Below are 16,300 nucleotides of genomic sequence, written 5' to 3'. Positions count from 1 at the left end.
GGAAAACGACCGGCGGAATCGGGCCGACTCGCGCCCGGCTTCGATTGGGTTCGGGAGAGAAGACGAGACGAAGCGAGTCAGTCCCGCCCGCTGCCGTCCGTGGCCACGGGGTCCGCGTCGGCGACGAGGTCGGGGCCCGGCGCGGCGGCCGGCGGAGTCTCGCGGGCGCGCTCGACCGCGGCGGCGATCGCGTCGGTGACGACGTCGTCCGCGCCGAACGGGTCGGCGTAGTCGATCCCGCCGCGATGTAACTCGAGTTGTTCCGGGATCCGGTCTCGGGTCGCCTCGCAGTCGCCGACGAACAGCGGACACGCGACCGCGCGGTCGGCGTCGAGCGTGTACCGCGCGCACTCGACGGCCGGGCTCTGGAGGAGGTACGCGGTGCGGACCTCGTCGAACTCGGCCCGGAGGCGGGCCGCGTGGGACGCCGCGGCCGTTCGCGCGTGGTCGTCGCGGCTGTTCCCGAGGGCGACGAGCACGAGCGCGTCGGCGTCGCTCGCGGCCTCGGCCCGGTTCCGGATCGCCTCGGTCACGGCCCGGCGCTCCCCGATCGGGTCGCAGTACCGCACCTCGCCGGAGAGCCGGTTCAACGCCCTCGGAACGTCTTTCAGCGTCTCGTGGGTGTGCGCGAAGCACATCGGGACCGCGTAGACGCGGTCTCCGCGGACGTCCGATAGCGCCCCTCTGAGTTCCGATTCCGGCTCCACCGCGTACGTCGCGGTAGTGACCGCGTCGGCGATACCGGCGCTCCGTAACCGATCGGCGTGCCGCTCCGCGACCGATCGCACCTCGTTCCGCCCGACGAGGAGTAGTGTTTCCCGTGGCATGTGTACAATTTTTGTTGTCCTACTACAAACGGACTTGTTACTGGCGTCACGGGCGTCGGATAAATAAGTTATCCACGTACCTCGCCCGAGCCGCCGTCGGGACCAGCGCCGATCCGTCCGAAGCGGTCGGGTCGATACGCGGCGTCGCTCGTCACTTCGACGCAGTTGGCGTTCGTCACGAAACGTCCGAGATGCGTTCGAACTCGATGGACTGAGTAGTGAGAGTGATGCTGTCGTCGTAGTCGTTGTAGATCCGTTTGTCGATCTTCCCCTCGTCGTGCCGGTACTCGAGTTCGTGCCACCAGATGTGTTTCCGCGTCTCCTCGGCGCTGAGGTCTCCGTTTCCGGTGAGTATCTCGAAGACGATTCTGGCGTATTCGAGGTCATCGATGTCGGGCATCGAGGGATTCGGGTTCTCGGGCGTCGGGAACTCCTCGGGGAACACGACAACGTCGGGAATGACTTCGCCTTCGTCCGTCCGCGCCCCCGCGGGCTCGTCGCGCACGACCATCACGGAGAGGTCTTCGCTCTGGTTCAGGCTCCAGCGAACCGCTCGGTTGATGACTTCGTTCAGTCGAGACGCGGGGGACTTCGTGTTCCGGGAGTTGCGCTCGCTCCACAGAGAGAGGACGTCGGTGTTGGACGGAACGAGCAGGTGTCCGATCGACTGTCCTTCGCCACCCTTCACGTCCATCGCGAACGTGTCTCCCGTGGCGAGCGTGCCCTTGAAGTCGATCCGTTCGCTCCCCCGCTGGTCAGTGAACTCGAGTAGCCCGGCTTCCTGACCGGGTCCGAGGAAGACCTCCCGAACGACGTCCTCGTTGTCTTTGCCTCTCTTGGCCTTGATTGTGCCGTCCAACGAGTGGATCGCCGTGTCGAGGTTCCGGGAGTAGTCCCGGGCGGAGACGTCGTGGGCTTCGAAGATCCCCGGATGGTCCTGTGGAAGGTTCTGAACGAGTTCTTTTATTTCTTCTTTGATGACTTCGCGACGTTCGGTTCCCAGATCGGTATATCCGAGAACGTCCGTCCAAGGGTCGCTGTCAGACACATCGGTATTCGCTCCCTATCATCGGATATAGTATAAATCCGTAATCGCCGTTACATAGGTGGTTCTCTATGTATCTACGCGACGGTGAATCCAAGCGGTCGCGGACTCAGAAGTCGGTGAGCGACTGCTGCGTAAGACCCGAGAGGCGGTCAGCAATGACGTCATCAAAGTCCTCGTTGAGTTCGTAGCCGATACACTCTCTCTGGAGCCGAAGGGCGGACTTCGCGGTCGTGCCACTACCGAGGAAGGGGTCGAGAACGGTGTCGCCCTCGTCGGTCGAGACCTTCACGATCCTGTCGGTGAGGGACGCGGGATAGGGGGCTTTATGAAGCACGTTGGTACCGACGGATCCGCGCTTGACGGGGTGTCTCCAGAGGTTGCCGAGTCGCTCGCCCTCGGACACCGCGGGGTCTTCGAGGCCGTGCTCTCGATCCTCGTCGTCGAATTTGTGGTCTTTGCTCTTCGAGAGATATACCACGTACTCCTTTTTGTTGACGACGTTTCTGTCGGTCATCCCCGCGATGGCGGTCGGCTTGTGCCAGACCACCATGTCTTGTAGCAAGAACCCGACATCTTCCGCACGCTCCGCAATGTGATACGGTAACAGCTTGAGATCGCCTCTCTCCATAACCGTGTCCACGACGATCCACATGGTTCCGTCCTCGCGGAGGACATCGTAGCACTCGCTCCAGACTCGGTCTAGACGGTCGTGGTAGCGCTCGTAGGACTCGTCGGCGGTACCGATCTGTTCTTCGTGCCCGTAGTCTTTCAGATCCCAGTAGGGCGGCGACGTGATGACGGACTGTACGGACCCGTCCTCGACTTCGGCCATCTCCTCGCTGGAACTCCAGTAAACGTCGAGGTCGGAGAAGTCGTCGAGTTCCGGCATCACAACGTCCCCGCTTCGATATCGTTCATCGTTCGGTTCTCGGCGGTGACCGCGTCCGCGAAGTCGTCGGCCCACAGCGCGTTGACCGTCTCCTCGTCGCCCGAACCCGCTAACACGCATCGTCGGACGGCTTCGGAAAGAGACAGGGTGTCGGTTTGGTCCACGGACTGATCGCTCGTCCGAGTGCGGTCTTCGCGCAGCCAAACGTTACCGGGGTCTTTGCCCTCCGGGTTGTACCGTCTGACTTCCGTGTCGTGATAAGCGCTTTGGCCGGTCTCTCGGTCATCACCCCACTCGTTCCCCTCGTAGACGTGTGAGACCCGTATCCGGTCCTTATGGAACTGATAGTCTCGCTTGTCGCGCACGAGAAAGAGGATGTCGCAGTAACTCGGCCGGAGGTCGGGCTCGTCGGTGGTGCCTTCGCGTGAATGTACGCTGATCGTGTTCTTGAGATCAAAGGCGGCTTCGTCTCGAATGTAATCCGCAAATGCCAACGCACACGGCCACATCCGACCGTCACGGTAGTCGTTGGGGGCGATAACCCAGAGCGTCTCCGTCGGCTCCATCGCCTCGTAGATGTCCTCCCAGACGCCGTCTGTAGATCGGAGAGCCGCGTCAAGGGAGTCCGAACTCCGAATTTGTTCCCGCAGATCGACTAGATACATTTGATTACCAGTATCTTGGGCGGGCTGGCTACTTGAGTTCTCCACCATCCGGATATTACATAGAAATTTACCTACGCATAGGCGTTTATATTTACATTGTTTTTCACCGGGCTACGCCAACGGCCGGCTGATGGGACTCACGCTGACGGACTCGAAGCGTCGCATCCTCTCTCTGTTGGAAGACGAGCCGAGGCACGGCTACGTTCTGGCGAAGGAACTCAACGTACAGGGAAGTACGATCTACCAGCACCTGTCCGAACTCGAAGCAGCGGACTACATCGAGGGCGAAGAAGACGGTCGAAGGACGGTTTACAGCCTGACGGAGAAGGCGGAACTAATCCTGAGAGCCGAACGGAGTTAGTCGTCCGCGCTGAGGCGAGCGCGATGGTCTCGGATCGGGGATCGATTCCGACGGGACGATCCGCGGCCTGAACCGTTTAGTACCGCCCCGCTGAATCCCGTTTCATGTACGCGCTCGTCGGCGGGACCGTCCACACGGCAACGGAGCGGGGAACGATCGACGCGACCGTCGTCATCGACGACGGCGAGATCGCCTCCGTCGGGGACGGGGACCCGCCGGAGGAAGCCACCGTGATCGACGTCTCGGGCCACCACGTCACGCCGGGGCTGGTCGACGCCCACAGCCACGCCGGCATGGCCGAGTGGGGCGAACCCGAGGACGGCGACGTCAACGAGGGCACGTCGGCGGTCACCCCGCACGTCAACGCGCTCGACGGCTTCCACCCCCGCGACGAGGAGCTGAAACACGCGTTCCAGAACGGCGTCACCGCGGTCTCGGCGCGGATGGGGTCCGGCAACGTCATCGGCGGGATCATCTGCTCGATGAAGACCCACGGGCTGACCGCCGACGAGATGCTGATCCGCGAGGACGGGATGAAGGCGGCGATGGGCGAGAACCCGAAGCGCTTCCACGGCGAGGAGCAGGGCCGGCAGCCCTCGACGCGCCCCGGCGTCGCGGCCACGCTCCGGGAGGCGCTGATGGAGGCCGAAGACTACGTCGACCGGCGCGAGCACGCCCGCAACGAGGGCGAGCCGTTCGAGCGCGACCTCGGCATGGAGAACCTCGCGCGGGTGCTCACGGAGGGCCTCCCGCTCCGCGTCCACGCGCACCGCACCGACGACATCATGACGGTCTTCCGGATCGCCGAGGAGTTCGGGATCGAGTCGCTCTCGATCGAGCACGCGACCGAGGGCCACCTGATCGCCGACGAGTTCGCGGAGCGGGACGTGCCGGCCATCGTCGGCCCCTCGCTGTACTCGGGCGCGAAGTACGAGCTCCGCAACATCACCTTCGAGACGCCCGCGATCCTCCGCGAGGCCGGGGTGAAGGTCGCGATCCAGACGGACGCGCCGGTCCTCCCCCAACAGCACCTCGACGTCTGCGTCGGGCTCGCGGTCCGCGAGGGGTTCCCCGCCGAGGAGGCGCTGGAGGCGGTCACGCGGTACCCCGCCGAGATCCTCGGGATCGACGACCGCGTCGGCACGCTGGAGGCCGGCACGGACGCCGACGTGGCGGTCTGGGACGGGGTCTTCTACGAGAACGACAGCCGGACGCGACACGTCTTCGTCGACGGCGAGCACGTCTTCGACCGCGAGCGCGACGCGGTCGACCCCCGCGACGAGTACGACTGGTGACGGCGCGGCGAGAGTGAGCGGCGGTCGCGTCGGAGACGCCGGGGTGAGTCCGTCGATCCGTCCGATCGCGTCGCCCCGCTATCTTTTTGTGACTCGTCCGTATCTCGGGTAGGCGTGCCTATCCGCGAAGCGAAGTCGGCCGACGCACTCCACGCGGAACTCGCGGAGTACGACCTCGTCGTCGCTCCCGACGCCCCGCTCGCGAGCGCGATCAACCGTCGCCTCGACCGCCCGCACTTCGGGACGTTCGCGACCACGCCGCGCCGCCTCGCGGCCGGTCGCCGGGAACAGGCGGAGGACCGCCGCGCGTTCCTCGAACTCGCCTCGGAGACGGACCGCGACTGGACGGCGATCGCGTACGCCGTCGGGAACGTCCTCCAGTGTTGGGAACACCGGGGCCGCCTCGACGCGATCTTCGAGTACGACGCCTACGTCGACGACGCGACCCGCGAGGTCGTCGAGGCGATGCGGAGCCGCCGGACCACGTCGAAGCGGCTCACGGAGTACGCGATCGACGACGACCGGTCGGTCGCCGTCGTCGGCCACGACCGGCTGACCGCCTTAGAGCGTAGCGTCCTCCCGGAGTCGTTCGACCGCGTCGACCTCTTCACCGGCGACGCGTTCGACCGCCCGCCGTTCCACGTCTTCGAGTCGGCGACCGACATCGTCGCGGCGCTCCTCGACGCGGTCTCGGCGGGCAACGCCGACCGCGTCGCGGTCGTCCTCGACGGCGGCGGGCAGTACTCCTCGCTCGTCGAGTCCGCCCTCGAAGCGGCCGGCGTCCCCTTCTACGGCGGACCGGGATTCGCGGACGACCCGCACCACAGGGCGTTCGTCCAGTTGCTCCGGCTCGGCTTCCGGGGCCCGGACGCGACCGTCGGCGACGTCGCTCCCCTGCTGGCCCAGTTGGGAGCGGAGGCTCCGGTGCGCGACCGCGACCGCCGACTCGCGACCGTCGACGGTCCGGACGTGGAGTGGATTCGGGCGTTTCGCGACACCGTCGAGGACCGGACGTTCGCGGCGGCGCTCGACGCGTACGCTGACCGGGCCGGCGTCGAACTGGCGCGGTTCGACGAGGAGCTGCGGAAGCTCGGTCTCGCGGACGACCCCGTGACCGAGGCCGCGGTCGACCGCCTCGCCTACTACCTCCAGACCTACGAGGTCCCCGTCGACCGGGAGAACGAGGGCGTCCTCCTCGCCGACGCGAAGTCCTCCGCCTACGTGGACCGGCCCGTGGTCTTCCACCTCGGGATGGGCGAGGAGTGGACACACTCCGCCCCGCAGCGCCCGTGGGTGGACACCGAGACGCAGTTCGAGCGCTACGTCGGCGACTTCCAGCGGCTGCTCCAGAGCGGCGACCGGGGGTACTACCTGGTCCGGGACGCCGCGGGCGGCGAGCCGGTCACGCCATGTCTGTACTTCGGCGACCTGCTCGACGCGGAGTTCGAGCGGTTCAGCGACCTCGACTCGGTCGAACACCGGCGGCGACCCCGACGGACCGGGGACGGCTTCGACCGCCGGCCGCTCGGGGTCGACGCCGAGACGGTCGAGACGGTCAGCCAGTCCGCCCTCAACGGCTACGTCAACAGCCCGCGCGACTACTGCTTCGGGCGGCTCCTCGATTCGCCCGATCAGGAGCGGTTCGTCGAGGGGAACCTCTTCCACGACTTCGCGGAGTTCTACGTGAACCACCCCGAGGTTGTCGGGGCGGCCGACCGCGACGAGCTCGTCGACGCCATGCTCGGCGAGACCGAGGCGTTCTTCTCGGCCGCGGACGAGCCCCTCCGCCGGCGGACGTACCGGATCGGACTGGAGCTACTCTCGGAGTACCTCGACGAGAACGCGCCGGAGTCGGACGACTTTCTCACGGCCGCGTCGGGGTGGGGCGGCAACTTCTTCGCGGACCACTTCGACCGCCCGGTCGACTCCCCCCTCACCGAGCGCTGGTTCGAGGACGACGCGCTCGGCGTCAAGGGGAAGATCGACCTCGTGCGAGCGCCGACGCACCTGCTCGACTACAAGAGCGGGTCGAAGAAGCGAGCCTCGCAGGTCGTCAAAGGCGCGGCGATCGACCCGCCGGCCGACGCCCCGAACTTCCAGGCGGCGCTGTACCTGACCCACTACCGGCGACTCCGGCCCGACGAGCCGCTGGAGTTCACGTTCTTCCACTTCCTCGAACCGATGGACGACGTGGTCGCCGGCGACGCCGACCTCGACGACGCGCTCACGACGGTCTCGTACCACCCGGTCGCGTTCGACGAGTACGTCGGCTCCCCCGACGCCTACGAGGAACTGCTCGACGGCTACACCGACTGCCGGGAGACGTTCGACGACCTCGGCTACGCGGCCTACGCCGACGCCGTCGCGGACCTGACGTTCCCCGAGACGACGGACAAAAGCGAGCTTCGCGACTCCGCGTTCGCCGAGCGGTTCACCGCCGCCGTCGACGCCGGCACGTCCGGCGACGTCGACGCCGAGAAGGGGGCGGACCAGGCGATCCGGGCGCTCAACGGCGTCCGCAAGCGCGCGTTCTTCCGCGGCGACCTCGACGCGTTCGAGTCGTTCGTCGGCGAGCGCTTGACGGAGTTGAACCGGCGACGGGCCGGCGAAGAGCGCTTCCCGGTCGACGGGCTCGGCGGCGAGCCGAACTACCGGCGCGTGGACAACCGCGACCTGCTCTTGGAGGGGGACCGATGAGCGACCCGACGCCGAACGACGCGCAGCGGCGGCTCATCGAGAACACGGAGGGCGTGTACCTCGTCGACGCCGGGCCGGGGACCGGGAAGACGTTCGCCGTCGCCCGCCGCTACGGGAACGTCGTCGACCGCGCCGGTATCGAACCCGACGACGTCCTGCTCGCGACGTTCACGCGGAGCGCCGCGACCGAGATGAAAGAGCGGATCGTCGGCCGCAGCGCGTACGGGCTGCGGGAGCTCGCCGACGCCCCGATCCGGACGTTCCACTCGCACTGTCACGAGGTTCTCCGGGAGCACGGCCACGCCGCCCCGACGCACCTCGGACTCGACGAGCGGATCACGGGGTCGACGCGGGTGATCGACGACGAGCTGGTCGAGGCCGAGCGGTTCCGCGAGTTCTTCGGCGGCTTCCGCGACGACCACCCGGAGCACGCCGACTTCTACCGGGTGCTCTCCGAGCCGAGCGAGCTGCTCGACCTGATCCGGGAGCTCGCCGCGAAGGGCGTGTTCCCCACGACCGACGGCTGGTACGGCGACGGCGAGTCGCACCTCGACGGCGACTTCGACGCGTTCAGAGAGCGGTTCGACGCCGCGAACCAACCCCGCAACGACGGGCGGAAACAGTCGGCGCTGCGGGAGGACCTGAGCCGCTTCGGGCGGAACAAGGCGTACCTCCCCGACGCGCCCTCGAAGTCGGAGCTGCGGGGCGGCCGCGGGACGAAACGGCTCGACGACGAGGTGGCGAGGCGCGTGTTCGACGAGGACCGCGAGGGGCTCAAGTCGTTCGTCCACGACGTCTACGTCGAGTATATCCGGTTCGCCCTGCGTCGGAACTACCTCACCTTCGGCTTCCTCCAGCTGTTCGCGTTCGTGCTCCTTCGCGAGGACCCGCGCGTCCGGGAGGCGGCGCAGTTCGAGTACGTGATGGTCGACGAGTTCCAAGATACCAGCGAGATCCAGTTCAAGCTGGCCCTCCTCTTCTCCGGGACGGAGAACTTCTGTGCCGTCGGCGACTGGAAACAGAGCATCTACTCGTTCCAGTACGCGGACGTGCGGAACATCCTCGACTTCGAGGAGCGGCTGGCGCGGTTCGCCGCGGACCTCAACGACGACGCCGACCGGGTCCCGTTCGACGCGCCCGACCCCACCCGGATCGAGCTCCGGGAGAACTACCGGTCGACGGCGTCGGTCATCGACCTCTCCGAGCGGGCGATCGAGACGCCGGCCACGAGCGGCGAGGCGGTCGACGCCCCCCTCGACGACGTGGTCGAGCTCTCCTCGAACGCGGCCTTCGACAACACCGTGGTCGAGGGGATCCGCCACGAGGACGAACACGAGGCCGTCCTCTCGAAGATTCAGGACGTCGTCGGCAACGACGACTACGCGGTCGAGGGCGAGGACGGCGAGCCGCGCCCGCCGGAGTACGGCGACGTCGCGGTGTTCACGCGGACGCGGGACTACGGCCGGGAGCTCCTCGACGTCGCCGACGAGTACGACTTCCCGGTCGCGTACGACGGCGGGATCGAGCTGTTCCGGACCGACCCGGCGAAGCTGCTGCTCGCGTGGCTCCGGATCCTCGAATCGGACGCCGACCGCGGCTGGGCGGTCGTCCTCGAACGGGCCGGCTACGCGTTCGACGAGATCGACCACGCGTTAGGGACGGCGTCGTACCCGTCCGACGCGGTCGCGTTCCGCGATTCGCTCCGCGAACTGGAGTCGGTCGGCGCGGTCGCGCGCCGCGTCCTCGACCGCTACGGCTTCACCGGCGACACCGCGGACCTCCTCCTCCACACGGTCCAGTCGACGTACGACGCGACGACCGTCACCCGCGGCGAGCTGATCCGGCTCGTCGAGCGCGGTATCGAGACCGGAACCACGGTCGATCTCAGCGCGAACGCGGGCGACGACGCGGTGACCGTCCAGACGATCCACGCGGCGAAGGGGCTGGAGTACCCCGTCGTCGTGCTGGCGAACATGAACGAGGGGCGGTTCCCGCCGCGGAGCGGCGGGTCGAGCGTCGTCGAGTATCAGGACCCGGTCGGACTCCGGCCGCGGAAGCGGTACTCCGAGGTCGGGACCCACCCGCACGTCTACGACAACTGGCGGTACGACGTCATCCGGCGCTGTCTCCCCAGAGAGTACGACGAGGAGCGCCGCCTGCTGTACGTCGCGGTGTCGCGGGCGGAGAGCCACGTCGTCCTCGCGGCCGGCGAGGAGCCGAACGCGTTCCTCGAGGAGCTTCCCGTCCCCGTCGAGGAGACGGACCCCGCCGTCGAACCGTTCGACCGCGGCGAGCCGGCCGACGCGGAACTGCCGTTCGCGGTGACGACCCCGGAGGGCCCGGTCGGTCACACTCCCCACTCGCTGATGGACGAGACGGTGTTCGAGGAGTTCGACGAACGACCGGAGGCCGGTCCCGACGCGGAGCCGGAGACGCGCGGGATGGACTTCGGCTCGCGCGTCCACGACTTCGCCGAGGCGTACGCGCTCGGCGACGACGTGACGCCGTCGAACGACCACGAACGCCGGGTCGTCGCCCTCCTCGACGACCTGCCGGGCGAGAAACACGTCGAGGAGCCGGTGACGCTCCCGATCGACGTCGACGGCCGCCGGGTGACCGTCTCGGGGATCGCCGATCTCGTCCACGAGACGGCCGATCTGGTCGAAATCGTCGACTACAAGACGGACGCGACCCCGCGGGCGCAGTCCGAGTACCGGAAACAGCTCAGCGTGTACTACCACGTCCTCGACGAGTGGTTCCCCGATAAGACGGTCTCGGCGAGCCTGTTTTACACGGCCGACGGGACCCGCGAACCGATCGAGCCGCTCGGGATGGGAGAGCTTCGGGAACTCGTTCGAGCCGCCGAGGGGGAGCAGAATTGAACCGGGTCAGCTAAAACGAGACGCGACCGCCGCCGGTCCGACGAGGTAATTTTTTGCCGGCGCGAACCGGACGGCGCGTATGGCTCTCGGACACGCATCCACCGGCAGACTCGGGGTCGACGGCTCCGAGCGTTCGATGACCGCGGAGGAGGTTCGGTGAGCGACGGCGGCGAGGGCTCGGACGCGACGGACGGCGGCCCCGACGACGCGGCACCCCCGGACGCGCTGGACGGGTTCCGGCAGTTCTTCGCGCTGGAGCGCGACGTGCTCGTCTTATCGGTCGCGATGTTCGCGTTCAGCCTGGGGTTCCAGATGACGAACCGGTTCCTCCCGGAGTACATGGTCGCCTTGGGGGCGTCCGGGTTCGTCGTCGGCCTGTTCGGCACGTTCGGGAACGTCATCTCGGCGCTGTACCCGTACCCCGGCGGCGCGGTCTCGGACCGCCTCGGCTCCCGATACGCGCTGACCCTCTTCGGCCTGCTGTCGACGGTCGGCTTCCTCGTCTGGCTCGTCGCGCCGGGCATCGGCGCGGTCACCGTCGCCGGCGTCACCGTCGAACCGTGGGTGTGGATCTTCGTCGGGCTTGTTCTGGCGCAGGCGTGGAAGTCGTTCGGGCTGGGCGCGACGTTCGCGGTGGTCAAACAGGCGACGGCTCCCTCGCGGCTGGCCGCCGGGTTCGCCAGCACGGAGACGTTCCGGCGGACGGCGTTCCTCGTCGGCCCGGTGCTGGCGGCCGTCCTCATCGGTCTGCGGTCCGAGTTCACCGTGAGCTTCCAGTTCGTCCTCGCGGTCGCGGTCGCCTTCGGCGCGCTCGGCACGCTCGTCCAACACGTCCTCTACGACGCGAGCGACGACTCCATCGGCGACTCGTTCTCGGGGCTCGACCAGATCCGGTCGGACCTCCGCGAGATGCCCGAACCCCTCCGCCCGCTGCTCGTCGGCGACACGCTCGTGCGGTTCGCCAACGGGATGGTGTACGTCTTCTTCGTGTTGGTCGTCACCCAGTTCTTCGAGGTCGGACTGGAGACCACGGTCGCGCTCGGCGGGTTCTCGTACGGCGTGGACCTCTCGCCGCAGGCCTTCTTCGGCTACCTGCTCGGCGTCGAGATGCTCGTCGCGCTGCTGATCATGGTCCCCGCCTCGAAGCTCGCGGAGCGGGTCGGACTGAAGCCGGNNNGTCCTGATCTACGCGCCGGCGCTGGCGGGGTCGGTGCTGCCGCTGTGGGCGGTGATGGTCGCCGTCTTCGCGTTCTCCGGGCTGCGGTTCGCCGGCCTCCCGTCGCACAAGGCCCTGATCGTCGGGCCGGCGGAGAGCGGCTCCGGCGGGCGCGTCACCGGGACGTACTACCTGATCCGGAACACGGTCGTGATCCCGAGCGCCGCCGTCGGCGGCTACCTGTGGGACTTCGTCAGCCCGGAAGTGGCGTTCACCGTCGCGGCCGTCGTCGGCGTCGTCGGCACCGGCTACTTCCTCGCGTTCGGCGAGGAGTTCGAGGCGTACGCCTGAATCGCTCGTTTGCGGGGTTTCAGTCTGCCGGCTCCGGGCGGTCGCCGTCTGTGGTCTCGCCGCGCTGTCGCTCCGGGAGCGGGCCGTCGTACCCCTCGGGAACGTACGGGCAGAGGGGATCGCTGCCGGTCGGGTCGCCGGTGGCGGCGTACGCCCGGGACCGGCTCCCGCCGCAGACGTGACGGAACTCGCAGGCCCCGCACTTCCCCGAGAACCCGTCGGGGTCGCGCAGCGACTCGAACAGCTCCGCGTTCCGGTAGACGTCGACGACCGACCGGTCGCGGACGTCGCCGGCCGACTCGGGGAGGAACCCGGAGGGGTACACCTCGCCGGTGTGGCTGACGAACGCGAACCCGCGCCCGGCCGTGATCCCGCCGCGGCGCTGCGCGGCCCCGTCCGTCTCGCCCTCGCCGGCGCGTTCGATCCCGACGCGGCGGTAGAAGGGGGCCTCGGTGGTCTTGACGCCGAAGCGCTCCTCGTTCGAGACCTCGTGGAGCCACGCCATCACGCCCTCGGCGCGGTCCGGCGAGACCGGGTCGAGGACGCGGCCGCGACCGACGGGGACGAGGAAGAAGACGCTCCAGAGGACCGCGCCCAGCTCGCGGACGCGGTCGCGGATCGCCGGGAGGTCGTCGACCGTGTCGGCGCAGACCGTGGTGTTGACCTGGAGCGGAATCCCGGCGTCGCGCGCGGCGCGGGCGGCCTCGACGGTGTCCGCGTAGCTCTCCTCGCCGCGGAACGCGTCGTGGCGCTCGCGCGTCGGGCCGTCGAGGCTGAGCGCCATCCGCGCGATCCCCGCGTCGCCGAGGTCGCGGACGCGCTCGGGCGTAAGCGAGCGGGTCCCGCTCGGCGTGATCGTCATCCGCAACCCGAGGTCGTCGCCGTGCGCGACCAGCTCCGTGAGGTCGTCGCGGGCGAGCGGGTCGCCGCCGGAGAGGACGACCAGCTGGCCGTCGCCGAACTCGGCCGCGTCCGCCAGCAGTCGCTTCCCCTCCGCGGTCGTCAGCTCGTCGGGGTGTCGGCGCGGCCGCGCGTCGGCGCGGCAGTGCCGGCACGCCAGCCCGCAGGCCCGCGTGACCTCCCAGACGAGGACCAACGGCCGCCGGTCCGTATTGAGGTCGTCGAACATCGCTCACCCCCGGCTACGATCCCGATCCGTTTGGGGGCGTTCCCGAACGTGTTCCCCAGACGTAGCGGTAAGCGATAACGGACGAGGTGAGTCAGACTGACAGGTGCGATGAGGTATTTAAATACTCGTGAGCAACGAGGACAATAACTTATAAAAGACGGTGCGGTGGCGCGCGCCTGCGAGCGGTCGCCACCGGCGACCGCGAAGCAGCGCCGCGCGAGGGAGTCGCTGGCGGTCGAGCGAAGCGAAGACCGCCAGCGACGAGGCTGGGGAGGCATGAGGTGCGGTCGCTGTGCGGTGCGGGGCGGGACTCGAAGGGGCAGCCGGGAGGCGGACGCAGGCGACGCGAGCACCGCAGGGAGTGAGCGAAGCGAACGACCGAGGAGCGCGGCGAGCGTGCGTCCGCCTCCCGGCTGGGGCTTCGGCGGTGGTCGTGTCGATCGATTCCTTATAAATGTAAACATCATCGTACAGCCTCGCGGCTGGGGCTTCGGCGGTGTCCGTGGCGATCACTGATTTATAAGGAGGAACACTATCCCGTCGACAAACACCCACCGTGAGAGACGTTTTCTTCCACCCTCTTTATTAGGGGTTCGACGCACTCCCCGCAGACGGATCGCTCGCGCCGGGGCCGCCCTTACCGGCCCGCTCGTCTGCAACACCGCCCTCACCGTCCGCGGGCCAGATCGCCGTGACGACCGCGTCGGTCGCGTCCGTCTCGACCGGGGCGTACGCGAACCCGCGGTCGTCGAGCTGCGGGAAGAGGAACCGCGGGATCCGCGATATCTCTCGTCGAGCGGCTCCCTGTGCGGCAGGAAGCGCACGAACGCGTTCGGCGATCGATATCGGCGTTTCAACGACGTGAGAACGCGGATCCGGCATCGCCCCCGAGAGCCGGGGGGACCGCCGTCGAAGCCCGCCGGTCCGACGGCTCCGTCGTGGGTTCCGGCGGTCGAAACGATCGAAAACGAAGAGAGCGGTTCGCGGGAGCGGTGACCCGGCTCAGAACGCGCCGGGGTAGACGCTGACGTCGGCGTGGAGCCCCTCGCGGAGCGCGCTGTGGACGTGACAGATGCCCTCGGCGCGCTCGGCGACGTCGGCGGCGGTCTCGTCGTCGAGGTCGGCCTCGACGTGGACGTCGAAGGCGATCGACTCGAGGTCGTCGTCGTCGTCCAGTTCGGCGCTCGCGTCGATCTGGATCTTGCCCAGCTCCTCCTCGCCGCGCTGGCTCCCGCCGACGCGGAACGCCGGGAGGTAACAGGAGGCGTACGTCGCGACGAGCGTCGCGTTCGGGTTCGGGCCCGTCTCGTCGGTCGCGTCGATCTGGAGGTCGAACTCGCCGACCTGGCTGGTGCTAGCGTACCCTTCCTCGGAAACCGTGGACGTCTCGATGTCTGCCATAGTCGACTGTCGATTCGGTCGCCCGACGATAAAGGTTATCGGCATCGGCACGGGACCGCGCCGGAACGCGGTGCGACGCGGGCCGATTCCGGAGCGGTCCCGGCAAGTCCGAGTCGGCGGCGCGTCAGTCGTCGCCGCGGACGCCGCCGACCGCCCCGGTTCCCTCCCGGAGGTCGGCTTCGATCGCCTCCAGCGTCCGCCCGTTCGTCTCGGGCACGGTGCGGTAGGTGAAAACCAGCGCGACGACGCTACAGGCCCCGAACAGCCAGAACGTCAGCGGCGTGCCGATCCCGTCGAGCAGCACGGGGAACGACAGCGCCACGGCGAGGTTCGCGAGCCAGTTGGCGACCGTCACCACCCCCATCGCGCTCCCGCGGACGGCGAGCGGGTAGATCTCGGAGATGAGGAGCCAGAACACCGGTCCCAGCCCGATGGCGAAGAACGCGACGAACGAGACGAGCGTGAGCGTCGCCAGCCAGCCCATCCCCCCGGTCGGGTCGGCGAACTGGAAGACGAGGCCCGCGACGGTCAGCGACCCGATCATCCCGCCGGTCCCGACGAGCAGGAGCGGACGACGGCCCACGCGGTCGACGAGGAGGATCGCGACGACCGTCATGGCGACGTTGACGGTCCCGATGGCGACCGACGCGAGGATCGACTGCGAACTGCCGAACGCGGTCGACTCCAGGATCGTCGGCGCGTAGTACATCACGGCGTTGATCCCGGTGATCTGCTGGAAGACGGCGAGCCCGAGCCCGACGATCAGCGCCGGGCGCATCCACGGGCTGAGCAGGTCGCGGACCCCGTTCCCGGACTGCGCCTCGACGGTCGATTCGATCTCCGACAGCTCGGACTCGATGTCGCCGTCGCGAGTGCGACGGAGGACGGCCCGCGCCTCGTCGGTCCGGCCCTGCTCGTAGAGCCACCGCGGGCTCTCGGGCATCCGGACCATCCCGACGGCGAGCACGACGGCGGGGACCATCCCCGCCCCGAGCATGAGCCGCCACGAGCCGGACCCGGAGAAGGCGTAGTTGACGAAGTACGACGAGAGGATCCCCACGGTGACCATCAGCTGGTTCAGCGACGTGAGGCCCCCGCGGACCGAGGGCGGCGCGATCTCGGAGATGTACAGCGGGCCGACGATCGAGGCGAACCCGATGGCGATCCCGTCTATCATCCGCCCCGCGACGAGCACCTCGACGGTCGGCGCGACCGCCATGAGGAACGAGCCGAGGAAGAACACCCCGGCCGAGAGCAGGATGAACCGCTTGCGGCCGATCCGGTCGGACACCTGCCCGCCGACGGCCGCGCCGGCGGCCGCCCCGACCATCGCGCCGCTGACGACGATCCCCTCCACCAAGGGACTCAGCTCGAAGGTGGTGTCGATGAAGAGGATGGCTCCGGAGATGATCCCCGTGTCGAACCCGAACAGGAGGCCGTTAAGCGCCGCGAGCGCGGAGACGACGTACACGAACCGTCCGCCCTCTCCGCGGATCACAGCCCGCATATCAGCGGTTGACATGGTGTGCCAATTCGGCGCTAACCATCTTTCATTTAGAAGCCTTCTGATTTATTATTAATTTAAATCTATACAATATA

At 68.0% G+C, this 16,300-nt stretch carries 12 protein-coding genes and 1 pseudogene; 5 read left to right on the top strand and 8 right to left on the bottom strand.

Going from position 1 to position 16,300, the window contains the following annotated elements; genetic code table 11:
* Window positions 1–77: 77 nt before the first annotated feature.
* The 4 genes from C472_RS02970 to C472_RS02955 form a co-directional block, all read right to left on the bottom strand.
* Window positions 78–827, bottom strand: a complete 750-nt coding sequence (locus tag C472_RS02970) for a CbiX/SirB N-terminal domain-containing protein (RefSeq protein WP_006628307.1) — start codon at window positions 825–827, stop codon at window positions 78–80.
* Window positions 828–1,002: 175 nt separating this feature from the next.
* On the bottom strand, window positions 1,003–1,875 hold the full coding sequence (locus C472_RS02965; protein WP_006628306.1) for a hypothetical protein: 873 nt from the start codon (window positions 1,873–1,875) through the stop codon (window positions 1,003–1,005).
* Window positions 1,876–1,981: 106 nt separating this feature from the next.
* Complete coding sequence (locus tag C472_RS02960) at window positions 1,982–2,764, bottom strand: DNA-methyltransferase (protein WP_006628305.1); 783 nt, start codon at window positions 2,762–2,764, stop codon at window positions 1,982–1,984.
* A complete protein-coding gene (locus tag C472_RS02955) occupies window positions 2,764–3,429 on the bottom strand; it encodes a DNA methyltransferase (protein ID WP_006628304.1) in 666 nt (221 codons plus the stop codon). The genes C472_RS02960 and C472_RS02955 overlap by 1 nt, the downstream gene beginning before the upstream one ends.
* Window positions 3,430–3,559: 130 nt before the next feature.
* Here C472_RS02955 and C472_RS02950 point away from each other — a divergent pair, with 130 nt between their 5' ends.
* The 5 genes and pseudogenes from C472_RS02950 to C472_RS02930 all read left to right on the top strand — a co-directional run bounded on the left by C472_RS02950 (window position 3,560) and on the right by C472_RS02930 (window position 12,171).
* On the top strand, window positions 3,560–3,790 hold the full coding sequence (locus C472_RS02950) for a winged helix-turn-helix domain-containing protein (protein WP_006628303.1): 231 nt from the start codon (window positions 3,560–3,562) through the stop codon (window positions 3,788–3,790).
* 104 nt (window positions 3,791–3,894) lie between these two features.
* Window positions 3,895–5,085, top strand: coding sequence for an amidohydrolase family protein (locus tag C472_RS02945; protein WP_006628302.1), 1,191 nt, complete (start codon window positions 3,895–3,897; stop codon window positions 5,083–5,085).
* A gap of 114 nt (window positions 5,086–5,199) precedes the next feature.
* On the top strand, window positions 5,200–7,782 hold the full coding sequence (locus C472_RS02940) for a PD-(D/E)XK nuclease family protein (RefSeq protein WP_006628301.1): 2,583 nt from the start codon (window positions 5,200–5,202) through the stop codon (window positions 7,780–7,782).
* Complete coding sequence (locus C472_RS02935; protein WP_006628300.1) at window positions 7,779–10,664, top strand: UvrD-helicase domain-containing protein; 2,886 nt, start codon at window positions 7,779–7,781, stop codon at window positions 10,662–10,664. The genes C472_RS02940 and C472_RS02935 overlap by 4 nt, the downstream gene beginning before the upstream one ends.
* Before the next feature lie 225 nt (window positions 10,665–10,889).
* Window positions 10,890–12,171, top strand: a pseudogene (locus tag C472_RS02930) (MFS transporter).
* Window positions 12,172–12,190: 19 nt separating this feature from the next.
* Here C472_RS02930 and C472_RS02925 read toward each other — a convergent pair.
* The 4 genes from C472_RS02925 to C472_RS02910 all read right to left on the bottom strand — a co-directional run bounded on the left by C472_RS02925 (window position 12,191) and on the right by C472_RS02910 (window position 16,223).
* Complete coding sequence (locus C472_RS02925) at window positions 12,191–13,300, bottom strand: radical SAM protein (protein ID WP_006628298.1); 1,110 nt, start codon at window positions 13,298–13,300, stop codon at window positions 12,191–12,193.
* A gap of 585 nt (window positions 13,301–13,885) precedes the next feature.
* Window positions 13,886–14,182 carry a hypothetical protein gene (locus tag C472_RS02920; RefSeq protein WP_006628297.1) on the bottom strand — a complete coding sequence of 99 codons (297 nt, stop codon included), beginning with the start codon at window positions 14,180–14,182 and terminating at the stop codon, window positions 13,886–13,888.
* A gap of 120 nt (window positions 14,183–14,302) precedes the next feature.
* The gene (locus tag C472_RS02915) at window positions 14,303–14,701 is read right to left on the bottom strand and encodes an OsmC family protein (RefSeq protein WP_006628296.1); all 399 of its coding nucleotides are present in this window, start codon (window positions 14,699–14,701) and stop codon (window positions 14,303–14,305) included.
* 124 nt (window positions 14,702–14,825) lie between these two features.
* Window positions 14,826–16,223, bottom strand: coding sequence for a sugar porter family MFS transporter (locus C472_RS02910; RefSeq protein ID WP_049906237.1), 1,398 nt, complete (start codon window positions 16,221–16,223; stop codon window positions 14,826–14,828).
* Window positions 16,224–16,300 lie beyond the last annotated feature (77 nt).

The organism is Halorubrum tebenquichense DSM 14210, from assembly GCF_000337415.1.
In the GTDB taxonomy this organism is placed as follows: Archaea; Halobacteriota; Halobacteria; order Halobacteriales; family Haloferacaceae; genus Halorubrum; species Halorubrum tebenquichense.
The sequence above is the reverse complement of the archived record's forward strand: the minus strand, read 5'-3'. Positions and strand labels throughout refer to the sequence as shown.

Bases quoted from the DNA above. Each gene is read 5' to 3' on its own strand.
- C472_RS02970 (WP_006628307.1), bottom strand. From the start codon at position 827: ATGCCACGGGAAACACTACTCCTCGTCGGGCGGAACGAGGTGCGATCG.
- C472_RS02960 (WP_006628305.1), bottom strand. From the start codon at position 2,764: ATGCCGGAACTCGACGACTTCTCCGACCTCGACGTTTACTGGAGTTCC.
- C472_RS02955 (WP_006628304.1), bottom strand. From the start codon at position 3,429: ATGTATCTAGTCGATCTGCGGGAACAAATTCGGAGTTCGGACTCCCTT.
- C472_RS02950 (WP_006628303.1), top strand. From the start codon at position 3,560: ATGGGACTCACGCTGACGGACTCGAAGCGTCGCATCCTCTCTCTGTTG.
- C472_RS02945 (WP_006628302.1), top strand. From the start codon at position 3,895: ATGTACGCGCTCGTCGGCGGGACCGTCCACACGGCAACGGAGCGGGGA.
- C472_RS02935 (WP_006628300.1), top strand. From the start codon at position 7,779: ATGAGCGACCCGACGCCGAACGACGCGCAGCGGCGGCTCATCGAGAAC.
- C472_RS02925 (WP_006628298.1), bottom strand. From the start codon at position 13,300: ATGTTCGACGACCTCAATACGGACCGGCGGCCGTTGGTCCTCGTCTGG.
- C472_RS02920 (WP_006628297.1), bottom strand. From the start codon at position 14,182: ATGCCGGATCCGCGTTCTCACGTCGTTGAAACGCCGATATCGATCGCC.
- C472_RS02915 (WP_006628296.1), bottom strand. From the start codon at position 14,701: ATGGCAGACATCGAGACGTCCACGGTTTCCGAGGAAGGGTACGCTAGC.
- C472_RS02910 (WP_049906237.1), bottom strand. From the start codon at position 16,223: ATGTCAACCGCTGATATGCGGGCTGTGATCCGCGGAGAGGGCGGACGG.